Below are 16,225 nucleotides of genomic sequence, written 5' to 3' on the forward strand. Positions count from 1 at the left end.
TACAAAAGAAAGATGTAAAGTAAAGAGAATTTTATTTTAGTGAAAAAGTATTCGAGAAAAAAGTGATTCGGGAAAAACAAAACATAGAAAAACGAATAACCAGAAAAAACTTACGTTTTCTAAAGGTTATTCGTTTGTATATAATTTTTTTATTGTGATATTGATTTTTAGGTTATTATGCTAACTTGATCACTGGTACAACTAAGTGTTATATCCGTATGTCGACCATGTGTTTCGCCATCTGTATGAACATATAATGGGGAATGGGTGTGAATGGATACAGAGCTACAAGTAATCATCTGAACACCTTTAATCTTGGTATGCTTACCAAAAAAAATGGTTGGCATTACAAACAATATTTTTAATTTTGATATGTTTGATACCAAACAAATAGAAAGTTTTCGATCATTATCACTGGCATCGGGGGCCATTAATAGTCCACCACCCTCGCATTTTTGGATGAGGGATGCCATGAATATTAAGTTTTTAATGGGATAAGTGATACCATCTGCTATTACAGTAGCATCACATGGTATAGATGCGAAGATTTCTTTGATTCCGATTAGGAGGTAAGTTAATTTACCTACTCCAATTTTATTTAAAAAACTTTTAATCTTAGATGTTAGAGCAACTTGACAGATTGCAGCATCGTAGCCAATTCCTGAGCTAACTGAAAATCTTCTAGAGAATCCATCCTGGAATGTTACTTGTCCATGATCAACGGCACGTATCTTTTTTGGATTTAGCACTCTATCTAGGGCCTCCGCTGGATTTTTTGGTAATAATAATCCACGTGCTAAATCATTACTAGAGCCCATTGGTATGTATCCAAGTAGGACGTTTTCATAATTGTCAATACCGTTAATGACTTCATTTGCAGTTCCGTCTCCACCAACAATAACAATTGTTTTTTTTTCGTTGTCTATCGCACAGATTTCTTTTGAAATTTGGGTAGCATGACCACGTCCGGTCGTAAAGTATTCTTTGTAGTCTATGCCTTCGTTTTCTAAACGTTTTCTTAACCCTTGCCATAAATCTTTGGCTTTTCCAGTTTTGGAATGTGGGTTTATGATAAAGTGATACATTAGCGCTCCTTTTCATGCTAAGTTTCATTGTAAAACTATAGCAAATGGGAAAATATATATACTTATATTATCCAATTTAAATCGGGATGTCAACAGAACATTCCGACAGTTATGGTAGAAATATGTATGACAAGAAAAAGTTCGCAAGAGCCATTTTCTTGTTACAAAATAATAATAAGAGGTGGAAGACATTGTAATTTTTATAATTTGCGGTATAATTACAAAAATAGAATGGATATAACTTTACAGAAGATGTCCCCCGCTTCTAAGCGAAGCGGATTCCAAGTATAAGCTTTTGTATTACTATCGTTAGGGTGCATAGTATAAAAGACATTACACTAACAGCAGACAATCAAGGAGGAGTATATGAAAAAAGATTTGAAAAAAAGAGGTAAGCAAAGTATAGTTGCTATTGCGTTAAGCTTATCGATTTTGGTAACAGGATGTACAAACAAGACGCAACCCAAAGAACTAACGTTTGAAGAATACAGCAATCAGATGTTTCGGGAGATAGTTTCATCAAATGCTCTAACATATTCTCAATTTATAGAAGATCCAGAGAATTTCGGTATAACAGAGTATGATCACGTTCTGACAACATTAAGTAAGAAAGAGTATGATAAATCAATCCAACAGTGTGAGGAAGATTTAGCACAACTGCTTAAGTATGACTATAATACTTTAACAGCAGCCCAAAAAATTGATTATGACCTTACGAAAGGAATGTTAGAACGAAGTATCGCCTCAAAAGATACTTATTATTATAGTGAGCCTCTTTCAACGCTTGATGGAGATCACATTACACTTTCAGGGATTGTCAGTTTGTATGGTAATCGTTATTTTCAAACCTTAGCCGAAAAAGGGAAGGAAAATAAGGATGAGGTAGAAAAATTTTTTGAAATCTATGAGATGATCGGAAAATACTTTAATGAGGTCGCGCAGTTCGAACAGGAAAAAGCAAAAGCAGGGCTATTTATGAACGAGACACGAGCGGAAGTAGTCCGAAAAGCTTGTCTTAGTGTAGTGAATAACAATGCTGTAGATTACAAAAAGACATTTTGGGACGAGGTGACTAAGTTAAGTTTTCTAAGTGATAGTGAAAAGCGAGAACTCATGAAACAAAGCGATTCTCTAGTTGAAAAGCATATTGTACCTGCGTACCAGAAGCTAGTTGATACGATGAATGAATTAAAAGATCAGGGTGGTAAATCAAAAGGATTCTATGAAACAGAAGCTGGAAAAACCTATTATGAGAATTTATTGAAATCAACTTGTAGTGTGAATGCATCACCAGAAGAATTAATGAAGTTGTTGGAGGATAATCTTGCTGTATTTGTTAAAGAAAGAGAGCAGATTTTAGCTAAGTATCCGAATATTGAAAATGAAATAGTAATAAGTGCAAGACAGTGGTCTGATGCAGAAAGTATCACAAAGATGTTACCAGAGAAAGCAAAAGAAGATTTCCCTGATGCAGATTTAGCTTGGGGAGTCAAAGATATGCCGACTTGTATGAATAGTTTTGCTGGTGGATTATTCTATCCATTTGCAATCGATTCGACGTTAAAGGAAGAGTATATCTATCTTGGAACTATGAATGCTCCTGGGACTTTATCATTCCTACAAGTATTGGCACATGAAGGAGTACCAGGACATCTTTATCACTATAATTATTTAAATAATATTGGAACGACAGATTATCGCAAGATCTTAGCATGGGCAGGCACAGGGCTGGTTGGATATCTAGAAGGTTGGACGACATATGTTGAGGAAATAGGATACTCCTACGGCGGTTTGTCAGATGTCCAAGCAAGAGAAGCTCATCTGAATCGTTTAGTAGAAATTACATTAGTCACTATGATTGATATCGGTGTGAATTATTATGGTTGGGAAAATGATAAAGTCTCTGAAGTAATCAGCCAATATGCACCACAGTACCTAATTATGAGCACTTACCTTAAAAATATCGTTGAAGAATCACCAGCTTTATATAGTTCTTATGCGGTGGGGTATATTTATACAAAGAAAATTATAGATGCAATCTATGAACAATCAGGCGGTACAATGAGTAAGAAGGAAGTTCATGAGAAATACTTAAGTGTTGGACCGGCGACCTATGATATTTTAATGAGAGAGTTAGGGGTAGAGCAGTAATTCATGACAAGGAGCTCGTGGAGCGTGCTTTTTCTTGTTCCCTCTGTAAGGAAGCAATACAGATAAAGTATGAATACAGGTTTTATAAGAAAAGAAGGAACGAATGCGTTCCCTCTTTTCTTTTTAATGGCATTGTTTATCTTAACTTCTCTCCGGTATCCAAACACGCATTTGCGTTATACCTCGATTACCCCAAGCATAATAAGGGATTGCAGTAATGTTGCAAGGGACTGTATCAGGTTTATGGTAAGTATAAAGTGTATCAACTTCTCTTGTTCGAATTCCAGTAAAGGTGAGTGAAGTCACACCGCCTAGAAGATCTTTTATAACGGGCTGAACTGTAATCAAAGAATGTTCCGTTAGGCTTAAGGAAAGAATATCATTTTGATTGTCGATTCCTTCTACGCAATAGACAAGAGGTCCTCGTTGTAAGGCTACCATTCCGGTGTTATTAGCAACTTTTGAGTTTGTATATACTTTATGAACACTCATATCGAGAGTTAGTTCGATTTCATCACCCTCTTGGTATTCCTTTGTTAGAGATACATAACCATTCTTTAGAAATTCTGAAAAAGATTCACTCTTATGATTGTATGTAATCGTTGTATGGGTACTCCAATCCGGAATGCGAAGGGCTAGTGTGAAAGTACCGTTTGATTTTAATCGGTATACTATAGTTCCATTGAATGGATAGTCACTGATACATTCTACCGTTAAGCCAGAGCTGGTTTTAATTTCACCAGCAACATACAGATGGCAGTAAAGAGTAGATTCCTCTTCGGCATAAGCATAACTTCCGATAGAAGTTAGGAGTCTTGCTACATTCGGAGGACAACAGGCACAGGCATACCACTCCGGCCGTTCTGGCAAGACATGACGATGAGTGACTGCTTCGCCCGAGATTCCAGGGAGCACTTCTAGAGGATTGACATAAAAAAACTTCTTGCCGTCTAATTGCATGCCTGCTAGTACGGTATTATATAAAGCTCGTTCTAAAACATCTGCGTAATGACTATGTTTATGAAGCTTTAGCATCTTTTGAGCAAAGAAAATAAGTCCAATAGAAGCGCAAGTCTCTCCGTAAACAGTATCATTTGGAAGATGATACTCTTTGGTAAAAGCCTCACCGAGTACAGTAGAGCCGATGGCACCAGTAATATACATCTGGCGATTGGTGATATTATCCCAAAGCGCATCACAAGCAAGTTTTAATTCTTCATCATCTATATAGGAAGAGAGGTCAGCCATTGCAGTATAAAGATATACAGCACGAACCGCATGGCCAGTTGCAATAGTCTGCTCTCTTACGGGCTTTGAACACTGCATATAGTCGGTATCTTCTGCATTCATTCCCCAAACCTTCCAGTTCCGCTTCTTTACTTCCTCTTTAAAGTAATTTGGTTTTTCACCGCGTACATCGATAAAATGTTTGCATAGAGTAAGATAACGCTCTTCGCCTGTTACTTGGTACAAGCGAAGTAACGCAAGCTCTATCTCCGGATGACCAGAATAACCGTGAGGATTTATCGTCATAAAATGCTCGTATAAGTGATCTGCATTTCGCTTCATAACTTGGAGCAATTTATCTTTACCAGTAGCCTCGTAATAAGCGACAGCTGCTTCTATCATATGCCCGGAACAATATAATTCATGAGCCTCTTGAAGATTTGTAAACCGTTTCTCCCTATCCTTTATTGTGAAATAGGTATTTAAATACCCATCATTATCCTGAGCATTTGAAATCAAATCAATCACAGAGTCTGCAAGTTCCTCCAGGGATGAATCGGGAAATACAACAAGAGAATAGGCAACTGCTTCTAGCCACTTAGCTACATCGCTGTCTTGAAACACCATTCCGTAAAATTCATCTGAAATTGGTTCACCTCTTAAAACTTTACCTGCGAGCCGGAAATTTTCTATCGCATGACTTTTTGCGACTCCTTCGATTTCATCGTTTAATATCTTGTATTGATAAGGTAATACCGTATTCGTGATTAGCTTCTGGTAATGATGAAAAAATCCATGATTAGAACGAAAGTTTGAAAGTTTTAAGTGTTGATAAGTATTCATATATAAACTCCTTTCATTTCTAAATTCCTCCATGTAGTCTTTGTTTATCCAGAAAGGAACAGCATATCCTTTCAAATGATTTTATTTTGATGGAACTATCCTCATTATAAGCATCAAGAGTTGAAAAAACAATGGATTAAAGAATGCAATACATTTCTTAAATTTTTAATTAAATCAAAAGTGGTACAAAAAAAGCAGGATTACAAAGTATTCCGAGAAGCTTACGCTTTCATAAGATTACGAAGTTATCCTGCTTAATTTATGACAAAGAAAAGTTTGTCTAGGGATTAGGTAAACTTGCTAATAAGTTCTAACGATTCATCTCGCTCTGAGGTCCAATGTTTTGGTGGGAAGCGATGATTTTTTGTATTTCTTTTAAATCTGTGGATGGTAAATCTCCAGGAATGGTATTCTTCACTGCACTTGCAGCATTACCGATTTCAAGAGCCTTTTGGCAGTCGTTATATGCCAACAATCCATAAAGAACACCGGATACGTAAGCATCTCCGCTTCCGATGCGGTCAATGACTTCAATATTTTGATATGGTGCCTCTTCGTAGAATTTATCTTCGACAGCATTATAAATTGTGGAACCAAATGTATGCTTCTTCGGACTAATTACGATACGTTCCGTTGTCGCTACAATCTTCACATTAAAATCCTTTGTATAGGATTTCATGATTTCTTTAATTGTACCGGTTTTACCAAATGTTCGGCGAGAAGTCTCTTCGGATACAAATAAGATATCGACATATGGGAGAATTCGCTCTATGTATTGCTTTGCAGTTGCTTCATCCCAAAGGTTTGCGCGGTAATTCACATCAAAGGAGATAAGCGCTCCTTGTTCTTTAAATTTTTTAATGCACTCCTCAGCAACTTCTCTCGATTGAGGGGATAGTGCTAAGGTAATACCACATGTATGGAATAATTTCGTGGATGAGAACGTGCTTTCTGGAATTTCCTCCATGGAAATTGTGTTGATGGAAGAGTTTTGTCTGTCATAAACTACAGAAGATTTTCTAGGATATGCACCATTCTCATAAAAATAGATTCCTAGCCTAGCGTCTTTGCTTTCATCGAAGACAAGGCAGTCATCACTAACGCCACAGAAACGAAGGTGATTCTTAACATAAGTACCGATGTCGTTTTGTGGAACCTTTGAAATAATACCAGTACGTAGTCCCATCATAGAGATTCCGGATACAACATTTAATTCCGCGCCACCAGCGCATTTTTCAAATGTATCTCCACGTACAATACGCTCATTGGAGGGAGCAGAAAGTCTTAATAAGATCTCTCCTAAAGCAAGTGCGTCAAATTCGCGATTTTCATTAACCGTCAGCATACAATTACCTCCATTCGTTCAAAATGTAAACGCTTACATTCAGATAAATCAATTATACTTTAAATAAGTTAGATGTCAAGATAATAAGACAGGATTCGAGTTTTTAAGCCAGGTTATCGAGTTTTTTAAGACAGTATTTCGAGTTTTTTAAGACAAAATTAGATTTTTTAAATTATTTTGAAACTTTTCTTTAGAAAAGATAATCTAACTATTGTTATTAATGTAATATGAATCGATTTAACATTCATGAAAAAATAACAGAATTGGCTTTTTCACACTTTCTACTTATAGGATGGCAACAAGGAGCATATTGCAAGATTGAAAGTCCATATAATAATTTTGAAAAAAATTTAAAATTAGGTGTAACTTTTTTTGTTACTAGCCGAATAACAGGTGTCGACACAAAAAAAGAATATAAAATGGAAGAAAAAGTTGTGATTTAGTCACACAAAATTTACAGAAGAAAAAGAAAAAGAAAATATTTGAGGGATTAAAGGAGAGAGAAAAAATGAGACATAAAAGATTAATGGCATTATCTTTAGTAGTAGTATTAGCATTCACAGCATGTGGTAAGAAAAATACAGACGAACCAACACCTACACCAACAGTTGCACCAACAGAGACACCAGCAAAACCAACAGAGACACCAACAGAGACACCAGAAGAACCTGGAAAAGATGGTTCTGGAGAGGAAGTAGGAGCAACAGAGCTTACAAGCAATGAGACTCTTGATAAGATTCATGAGGAAGTAAAGGCAGCATATGGTGAGAATTATCTTCCGAATATGACATTTACTGCTGAAAACTTAGAAGAAATGTTTGGTATAAAGGCTGATTGGTATGATGCAGCGATTGCAGAAGGTCCTATGATGAGTGCTCACGTTGATAAATTAATCGGTATCCATGTAACAGAAGGTAATTTAGAGAATGTACAGAAAGCATTAAATGAATATCATGATGCTATAGCTAAAGATCACCAATATCCAATGAATTTATTAAAGGTTCAAGCTTCTGTAGTTGAGACAGTTGGAGACTATGTATTCTTCGTAATGCTTGGTACTATTGATGAGATGAAATACACAGAAGAAAGCGATATGATTAAAGCATTTGGTGAGCAGAATCAGATTGCAGTAGATATTATTAAGAAAAATATTGAAGCAAAGTAGGAACTGAATCTGAATGAAGAATATAGCTTAAGTGTAAGCATTGTCGACATCTGCAATTTGTAACACTACCGTTGCAAACGCATTCATTCATAAAAGTATATAGTTTTGAAATACTATCAATGGAGCGTCGCAGTATTGCCAATGAGTGTTAAGGCATTCCTTTGGTCTACTGTGGCGCTTTGTTAATTTCTATGCTATACTGGTGGATGCGAAACGATGCAAAGGCAGAGAGGATGAGATGCACGATGAATAATGCGGACAATTTCTCCTCAGTGGAAAAGGATATGGATGTATTACACCATCCACCTTTCAAAGAGGAAGTTCAATCAGAACAAGATAAGATTTGCTATCAAAAATTTTTAGATGGCGATATGGAACCGTTTGAAGAACTGGTTATCAAACATAAAGATCGTTTGATCTATTTCATACATCGCTTGGTAAATAATTTGACAATAGCAGAAGATTTGGCACAAGATGCTTTTGTAGAAGTATTAATTCATAAAGAACGGTATCATTTTCAGGTGAGTTTTAAAACATATTTGTTTACAATCGGGCGAAATAAGGCTATCGATTATATACGAAAGAATAAACGGATGATGTTGGTGGAGGAATATCCGGAAAGTTATGATGAAGAAAATCAAATGGAAGAAAATCTAATACGAAAAGAAGAGAGTGAACTTTTATATCATGCAATGAAAAAATTAAAACCAGATTATAAAGCAGCTATTTCACTCATTGATATAGAGCAAATGACGTATGCAGAGGCTGCCAAGGTTTTAAAGAAAAATGATGCACAGATGAAAGTTTTAATCCATAGAGCTAGAAAAAGTCTTGCAAAGTTAATGGAAAAGGAGGGCTACTCCTATGAAAACAAATAGGGAATTTATCGAAGGAATCTATAATAAAGCGGAATTATTAAGACAACAGAATGAAAATGTTAAGTCAGAGTCTTGGTATTTAAGATTACTTCGTTTTAATCGGGAGAAGAAAAGAGTTCCAGCATTTGCTGCAAGTTTGGCAACATTTGCATTGTTTGCATTGGTTATATTCACTGGTTCACAAGCTGGTAAGAGCCCAAATATTAATAACGCCGAACACATGAATACACGAACAATAGAGGGACAAAATCCTATAGCTAATATTTCGTCATATGGTATAGGAGATGAAGTCTCAATGGACGATATAAATACTGTCCTTGGCGAAATTACGGATGTTGTTGATATGAACAATCAAAAATGTATTAGTATTCAGGTTTCCAGACTACTTTGTGGGGAAGGAACACCAGATTATATTACGATAACGGAGGGTCTACCGCTAACGCTTACAACAGAAATCACAAATGGAATGAATGTGATTGTATCTGTAAAGCCAATTCTTGAACAAGAGGGTTATGCGCTAATTGATGAAAACAGCATTTACTTCTATACAAAAGAAGAAAATAATCAGAAATATTACCAAGCTATTGACGGAACAATTGTCTCAGAAGATAGTTTTGAATAATGATTTTGCTGTTAGACCCTGATAAATAATTATTATCGGAGGGGAACAATGGTTTTTAGTAGTTTACCATTTTTATTTCGGTATTTACCGATCGTTTTAATTTTATATTTTATTGCGCCTAGAAAGTATAGGAATGCAGTACTTTTCTTTACGAGTTTAGTATTTTATGCATGGGGAGAACCAATTTATTTTCTAATCATGCTTTTCTCCACACTTGTTGACTACACCCATGGTATGTTAGTGCATTATTTTAAACAAAAGGGTGAAATTAAAAAAGCGAAGCTTGCAGTAGCGTCTTCGATGATTATTAATTTAGCGATACTTGGATTTTTTAAATACTCTGATTTTGTAATTGCAAATATAAATGCATTAACCGGTAGTGATATTGCTTTATTAAAATTGGCTTTGCCAATTGGTATCTCTTTTTATACTTTTCAAACAATGTCTTATACCATTGATGTATTTCGTGGTGAAGCAGAGGTTCAGAAGGATATTATTTCCTTCGGTGCATATGTAGTACTATTTCCACAATTAATTGCTGGTCCGATTGTACAGTATAAGACAATTGCGACCCAGCTTAAGGAGCGTAGAGAGAACTTTGATCAGTTTTCTTATGGAGTACTTCGTTTTATCAATGGTTTAGGTAAAAAAGTTTTACTTGCTAATAATATTGGGATATTGTGGGATAGGATATCAGCAACACCGAATGGTGAATTAACAGTAGTAACTGCTTGGTTAGGTATTACTGCATTTGCATTTCAAATTTATTTTGACTTCTCAGGTTATTCTGATATGGCAATCGGTCTTGGAAATATGCTAGGTTTTAGGTTTCTTGAAAACTTTAACTATCCTTATATGTCAAAAAGTATCACTGAATTTTGGCGTAGATGGCATATCTCCTTAGGAACTTGGTTCCGTGATTATGTTTATATTCCTCTAGGCGGTAATCGCTGTGGATTAGGAAAACAAGTTCGTAACATTGCTATTGTGTGGTTTTTGACAGGTTTTTGGCATGGGGCGAGTTGGAACTTTGTCATGTGGGGTGTCTACTTTGGAGTAATACTTATTATTGAGAAATTCGTATTGCTTAAGGTTTTAAATAAACTCCCTTCATTTCTCTCTCATATCTATGCAATTATTTTAGTCTGGATTGGTTGGGTTATCTTTGCATTTGATGATTTATCGAGAGGAATTAATTATATTAAGGCTATGTTTGGTGTAAATACCATTGGATTTATCAATGATAATTCATTATATCTTCTTATGAACTATGCACTTATTCTTATTGTTCTTATTTTAGGAAGTACAGATTTGCCAAAACGAACTGCGATTCGTTTAGTAGGTGAACATGGTGAGAATAAGATAACAGCAGTAGTACAAGGCTTATTTATTGTGGGAATATTTATTGTCTCCGTTGCATATCTTGTGGATGCTTCCTACAATCCATTCTTGTACTTTAGATTCTAGGAGGTGAGTGTATGTCAGAAGGGAATAAAAACTTAGAAGCAATACCTAATCCTCCTACCATCAAGAAAGGTAAGGAGAAAGGGCAACGTGGAAAATATAGCAATGTAATTATTTTTTTAGTCTTAATCTACGGTTTAACAATAGCTAGTATGATAAAACCTGTAAAAGGATTTTCTGAAAGTGAAAACAGAGTACTAGAAGAACGCCCAAAATTTTCATGGGAATCCTTGTTTAACGGTACTTTTATTAGTAAATATGAAACGTTTGTAACAGACCAGTTTGTATTTCGAGATACTTGGATAGGAATTAAGACTAGAGCTGAACTGGCAATGTTAAAAAAAGATATGAATGGGGTATATATAGGAAAAGATGGCTACTTAATTGAAAAGGTGGAAGATTCAGACCTTGATATGGAACAACTTAGCCGTAATGAGAAGAGATTGTATGCTTTTATTAGTAAGTATAAAGAACAACTTGGTGAAGAGCATGTATTTGCTATGATTGCACCAACTGCGTTTGAGGTATTAAAAGATAAGTTACCACCTTACGCATCTGGTTTTGATCAAGGAGCATTTCTTGATCGATTGGACAAAACATTAGGAAACCAGTTTATTGATCTAAGAAAAACTCTCACAGAGCATAATAAGGAATATATATACTATCGAACCGACCATCATTGGACTACCTTAGGAGCTTATTATGCCTATGTAGAGTGGGCAAATAAAATCGGTGAGACACCAATGAGTCAAGAAGAATTTGAGATTAAGAAAATAGCAGATGATTTCTTAGGAACCATCTATTCTAAAATTAATCTTAAACTATCCTCAGATGATATGTATCTATATGATTCCGGTAAAAACTATACGGTAGAATATAATATGGATGGCGTACTAAAGAATAGTCTTTATGAAATGAGCCATTTGGATACCAAAGACAAATATTCTGTTTATTTAAATGGTAATAATCCAATTGTAAAGATTAATTCTGAAAATCATAACGGTAAAAAGTTATTGATCATTAAGGATTCTTATGCACATAGTTTTGCTCCATTTGCAGTAAACCATTTTGAAATAACTTATATGGTAGATTTACGTTATTTTAATATGCCAATGTCTCGCTTTATTGAGGAGAATGGAATTACGGACGTATTAGTTTTATATAATGTAAATACTTATGTGAAAGAGAAAAGTCTTGATACTATGGTAAGATAATTTATGCACCGTTCAATAATTATCGGAACATGTTTTTCGTTCCGATAATAAAACTCATGAGAAATTGCGCAGTTATTTCTCATAAAAGGTGCGTTTTATGCACCGTTCATCTTGATTATCGGAACATGTTTTTTGTTTCGATAATATGGAATAAAATAAAAAAACAGAAAGCGCCTCGCTTTCTGTTTTTTTATTCTTCTTATTCTTGTGCAAACTTTGCAATCGTTTCCTTAATCATATTTTCAACCAGCTCAGCGATTTCAGTGGATTTCATTCCCTTATAATCTTCATAATAAAGTGGTTTTAAATAATGAATCTGAACCGTAATTTTCTTAATAGAACTCGTATCAAAGGCTTTGAAGGAGTCAATCAGTGCAACCGGTACAATTGGGCAACGAGCGTTCATTGCACTTTTAAAGCTACCGCCTTTAAATTCTCCAATTTGATTTCCTTTTTTACTTCTAGTACCTTCTGCGAAGATAATGAAATTTTCACCATCCTTTACACGAATGGTCATATTTTTAATTACAGTCATAGACTGACGAATATCTTCACGATCGATAATCTCTGCCTGTAACAATTTGATTACGTCACGAAGGAAAAAGATGTCTTTCACTTCTTTTTTCATTACAGTAACAAAAGGACGTTCATGAGTCTCCAAAAATGCAAGTGCATCAAAAAGACCCTGGTGGTTTGGGAATAGGATATATCCGTTTTCCTTTGGAAGGTTCTCTAACCCGTGGCAATCTATTGTTACTCGGCCTCTACGGTTAGCAACCGGTGCATTTTTATGAAGCCATGCATAACGTTCAAAACGGTCATGCTGTTCTATGTTACACAATCGTTTTAATTGATAAAACCAGACGGGTAAACTGAAAAAGCTACGTAAAAGCATGAGAAGAATTCTCTTCATACGATTGCTCCCTTCATATTCTGATAACTTAGTTTAGTTCATAACCCTTTAACATCCGTGCACGACTTGGATGTCTCAATTTACGAAGTGCTTTTGCTTCAATCTGACGGATACGTTCTCTGGTAACGTTAAATTCTTTTCCGACTTCTTCCAAAGTACGGCTTCTTCCGTCTTGTAAACCAAAGCGTAGTATTAAAACTCGTTGTTCACGCTCGGTTAACGTATCTAGCAGTTTTGATATCTGATCTTGCAATACAGCATAGGAGGCAGCATCTTCTGGTCCCATAATCGTATCATCTTTGATGAAGTCACCAAGATGGCTATCGTCCTCTTCACCGATTGGTGTATCAAGGGAGATTGGGTCTGCAGATACTTTAAGAATTTCACGTACCTTTTCGATAGGGAGGTTCATTGCATCTGCAAGTTCCTGCTCGCTAGGTTCGCGTCCTAATTCTTGGAGAAGATTTCTTGATACTCGATATGTCTTATTGATAACTTCTGACATATGTACCGGTATACGTATGGTACGGGATTGGTCGGCAATGGATCTTGTGATTGCCTGTCGAATCCACCAGGTTGCGTAGGTACTAAATTTATATCCTTTGTTATAATCGAATTTATCAACTGCCTTGATAAGTCCTAAATTTCCTTCTTGAATTAAATCAAGGAAAGAAAGTCCTCTTCCTACATATCGTTTTGCGATGCTGACTACCAATCGAAGGTTTGATTCGGCAAGAATTTGTTTTGCCATATTATCTCCAGCTTCAATTTTTTTCGCAAGCTCAATTTCTTCTGCAACAGAGAGAAGAGGGTAGCTGCCGATTTCTTTAAGATACTGCTTTACTGGGTCATCAGAAATAGTTGACGCCATAGAAGATAGATCTTCTGCATCACCTAAGATATCAGAATCATCTTCTAATTCGAGTAGGGCATCCTCGTTAGGCTCATCCTCATCGGTAGGATTAAGCACAACAATATTGTTTGCCTCAAGGTACTCATATATTTTATCAATCTGTCGTACATTCAGATTTAATTCTTTAAAGAAATCATTCACTTTATCAACTTCAATGACACCTTTATTATCATTCGCAAATGCTATTAATTCTTTCAGGCGTGCTTCAAAGGTATTTACTTGTTCTTCCATGAGAAGGACCTCCAGTATTTTCGTCTTGGGCGAAAAAAGTCACCAAACAACATTATATCACAGAGTATGTCTGTTGGGAATAAAATCTTTTCAAAAGGATTTATAAAAATCTGGAAATGACCTGTTTCCTTTTCATAAATTATGGTAAAACACAATATATAGTAGTAAATAATGGAATCAACTCCAATATGTTGACTAGTATATGAGGATGAGGTATAATTTTTAATGTCGATATGACATGTCGAACAAATACACGAAAGAGAAACCATCATCTGGTAAAGTTACATAGGATGCTTGTGAAAACGACAAACCATATTGTACTTTTTGGATATGATAAAATACAAAGGTTAAAATAGGAGTAGACGGTATATAACGTTTTTCCAAAAAATACGAAAGAGAAATAACAAACGTTACAAAGTACTTTAATAAGGAAGAATTCGAGAATTCACTAAACTAGAAACACCAACCACGAGGGGCTGCCACTGAAAAGTGGCAGTTTCTTTTATTTGTGATAAGGAAAAATTTGCAAAACGTGCTCTTTCATGTTAACAATAGTTTTGAGAGCTTTTGCAGAGTTCTTTCTATAATATATGTTTTATTTACTAGAATACCAATTTTAATTCAAATTGGCATGAAAAAGCAGTAGGTTACGGTAAAATTACCTTGACAACAAAGTCAGATGGAAGTATAATCTACTCTGCGTGCATTAGATGCATGCAAAATTACGCAGATCAGTCTGCATAAGCAACCACGAATTTTCGAATACTTATCAGGAGGTGAAAAATTAATGCCAACATTCAACCAGTTAGTAAGAAAAGGCAGAAAGACAATGGAGAAGAATTCTCAGGCTCCAGCGTTACAAAAAGGATTTAACTCCTTAAGAAAGAAAGCGACAGACGCATCCGCTCCACAAAAGAGAGGTGTGTGTACTGCAGTTAGAACAGCTACACCTAAGAAGCCTAACTCAGCGCTTAGAAAGATTGCCAGAGTTCGTTTAAGTAACGGAATCGAAGTAACAAGCTATATCCCAGGTGAAGGACACAACCTTCAGGAGCATAGTGTTGTTCTGATCAGAGGTGGTAGAGTAAAGGACCTTCCAGGTACAAGATATCATATCGTCAGAGGTACACTTGATACAGCAGGTGTTGCAAAGAGAAGACAGGCTCGTTCCAAATACGGAGCTAAGAGACCTAAAGAAGCAAAGAAATAATTTCTCATTACTAATTTGTTGCAACAAGTTTAGCTTGTATGAAGTAAAACTGTTGTTTCGTAGCGTAAGCTACATTGGAATGCCGGGTTAATTTTTTTTTCGAAGACAAACAACTCCCCTGTGGTTGCGGTATGTTGGATTTGAAAATAGATATTAAACTGAGCATGAACACAGTAATGTGAGTACCGTAGAATTAATGACTGTTATTTAACAGTCGATATTAAGGAGGGAAGCAACGTGCCACGTAAAGGACATATACAGAAAAGAGATGTATTAGCAGATCCTATTTACAACAATAAGGTCGTTACCAAGCTGATTAACAACATCATGCTTGATGGTAAGAAGGGAACTGCACAAAAAATTGTATACGGTGCATTCGAGAAAGTTGCAGAGAAATCCGGTAAAGACGCGACTGAAGTTTTTGAAGAGGCAATGAACAATGTTATGCCTGTTCTTGAAGTTAAAGCTCGTCGTATCGGTGGTGCAACATATCAGGTACCTATCGAAGTTAGACCAGATAGAAGACAGGCACTCGGTCTTCGTTGGTTGACAATGTTCTCTCGTAAGAGAGGCGAGAAGACTATGGTTGATCGTCTTGCTGGAGAGATCTTAGACGCAGCAGCTAACACAGGTTCTGCAGTTAAGAGAAAAGAAGATATGCACAAGATGGCAGATGCAAACAAGGCGTTCGCACACTATCGCTGGTAAGATACAAAGCGTATGTAGAACGCCTCGGCGTTCGCACATTATCACTGGTAAGATTCAGAGTTATGTGGAACTCCTCGTCGTTCGCTTACTATCGCTAACAATATGTTAGTATGCCATGGTATACGCTCGTTATCGCTGGTAAAAACTGGATGATAATGAGCGAATCGGCATTTTTGTGTGAATTTTGTTTAACTTGAAGTTTATATTTAAAATTGACCCTGTGAAATATAGGGTTCAATTGCTAAGAATTAAGGAG

General features: G+C 35.9%; 13 protein-coding genes. 8 read left to right on the plus strand and 5 right to left on the minus strand.

Going from position 1 to position 16,225, the window contains the following annotated elements; genetic code table 11:
* Positions 1–167: 167 nt before the first annotated feature.
* Positions 168–1,085 (minus strand): diacylglycerol/lipid kinase family protein, encoded by a 918-nt coding sequence (locus tag RTP52_RS00865; RefSeq protein ID WP_312103608.1) that lies wholly within the window; start codon positions 1,083–1,085, stop codon positions 168–170.
* Positions 1,086–1,451: 366 nt separating this feature from the next.
* Between RTP52_RS00865 and RTP52_RS00870 the strand changes: the two genes are divergently transcribed.
* Complete coding sequence (locus RTP52_RS00870; protein ID WP_312368602.1) at positions 1,452–3,236, plus strand: DUF885 domain-containing protein; 1,785 nt, start codon at positions 1,452–1,454, stop codon at positions 3,234–3,236.
* Between the two features lie 141 nt (positions 3,237–3,377).
* Here RTP52_RS00870 and RTP52_RS00875 read toward each other — a convergent pair whose 3' ends face one another.
* Together RTP52_RS00875 and RTP52_RS00880 are read right to left on the minus strand one after the other, a co-directional pair.
* A complete protein-coding gene (locus RTP52_RS00875; RefSeq protein WP_312368604.1) occupies positions 3,378–5,306 on the minus strand; it encodes a glycoside hydrolase family 127 protein in 1,929 nt (642 codons plus the stop codon).
* 310 nt (positions 5,307–5,616) lie between these two features.
* Entirely contained in the window at positions 5,617–6,651 is a 1,035-nt protein-coding gene (locus RTP52_RS00880; protein ID WP_312103617.1) for a sugar kinase, read from the minus strand.
* Between the two features lie 508 nt (positions 6,652–7,159).
* Here RTP52_RS00880 and RTP52_RS00885 point away from each other — a divergent pair.
* The 5 genes from RTP52_RS00885 (at position 7,160) to RTP52_RS00905 (ending at position 11,994) form a co-directional block, all read left to right on the plus strand.
* Entirely contained in the window at positions 7,160–7,816 is a 657-nt protein-coding gene (locus tag RTP52_RS00885) for a DUF4358 domain-containing protein (RefSeq protein WP_312368607.1), read from the plus strand.
* Positions 7,817–8,061: 245 nt separating this feature from the next.
* Positions 8,062–8,694 carry an RNA polymerase sigma factor gene (locus RTP52_RS00890; RefSeq protein WP_312368609.1) on the plus strand — a complete coding sequence of 211 codons (633 nt, stop codon included), beginning with the start codon at positions 8,062–8,064 and terminating at the stop codon, positions 8,692–8,694.
* The gene (locus tag RTP52_RS00895; protein WP_312107179.1) at positions 8,681–9,316 is read left to right on the plus strand and encodes a hypothetical protein; all 636 of its coding nucleotides are present in this window, start codon (positions 8,681–8,683) and stop codon (positions 9,314–9,316) included. Before RTP52_RS00890 ends, RTP52_RS00895 begins: the two co-directional genes overlap by 14 nt.
* Before the next feature lie 48 nt (positions 9,317–9,364).
* Entirely contained in the window at positions 9,365–10,783 is a 1,419-nt protein-coding gene (locus tag RTP52_RS00900; RefSeq protein WP_312107177.1) for an MBOAT family O-acyltransferase, read from the plus strand.
* A gap of 11 nt (positions 10,784–10,794) precedes the next feature.
* Positions 10,795–11,994: a DHHW family protein gene (locus tag RTP52_RS00905; protein ID WP_312368612.1), complete on the plus strand. Its 1,200-nt coding sequence runs from the start codon at positions 10,795–10,797 to the stop codon at positions 11,992–11,994.
* 199 nt (positions 11,995–12,193) lie between these two features.
* On the opposite strand, the gene RTP52_RS00910 is transcribed toward RTP52_RS00905, so the two are convergent.
* Together RTP52_RS00910 and rpoD are read right to left on the minus strand one after the other, a co-directional pair.
* Positions 12,194–12,907: a lysophospholipid acyltransferase family protein gene (locus RTP52_RS00910; RefSeq protein ID WP_312368614.1), complete on the minus strand. Its 714-nt coding sequence runs from the start codon at positions 12,905–12,907 to the stop codon at positions 12,194–12,196.
* 28 nt (positions 12,908–12,935) lie between these two features.
* On the minus strand, positions 12,936–14,051 hold the full coding sequence (gene rpoD / locus RTP52_RS00915) for an RNA polymerase sigma factor RpoD (protein WP_312107539.1): 1,116 nt from the start codon (positions 14,049–14,051) through the stop codon (positions 12,936–12,938).
* A 787-nt stretch (positions 14,052–14,838) separates the two neighbouring features.
* Between rpoD and rpsL the strand changes: the two genes are divergently transcribed.
* The gene (rpsL, locus tag RTP52_RS00920) at positions 14,839–15,261 is read left to right on the plus strand and encodes a 30S ribosomal protein S12 (RefSeq protein WP_312106160.1); all 423 of its coding nucleotides are present in this window, start codon (positions 14,839–14,841) and stop codon (positions 15,259–15,261) included.
* Positions 15,262–15,498: 237 nt separating this feature from the next.
* A complete protein-coding gene (rpsG, locus tag RTP52_RS00925; protein WP_312106151.1) occupies positions 15,499–15,969 on the plus strand; it encodes a 30S ribosomal protein S7 in 471 nt (156 codons plus the stop codon).
* Positions 15,970–16,225 lie beyond the last annotated feature (256 nt).

The organism is Lachnoclostridium sp. (assembly GCF_031997925.1).
Lineage (GTDB): Bacteria > Bacillota > Clostridia > Lachnospirales > Lachnospiraceae > Lachnoclostridium.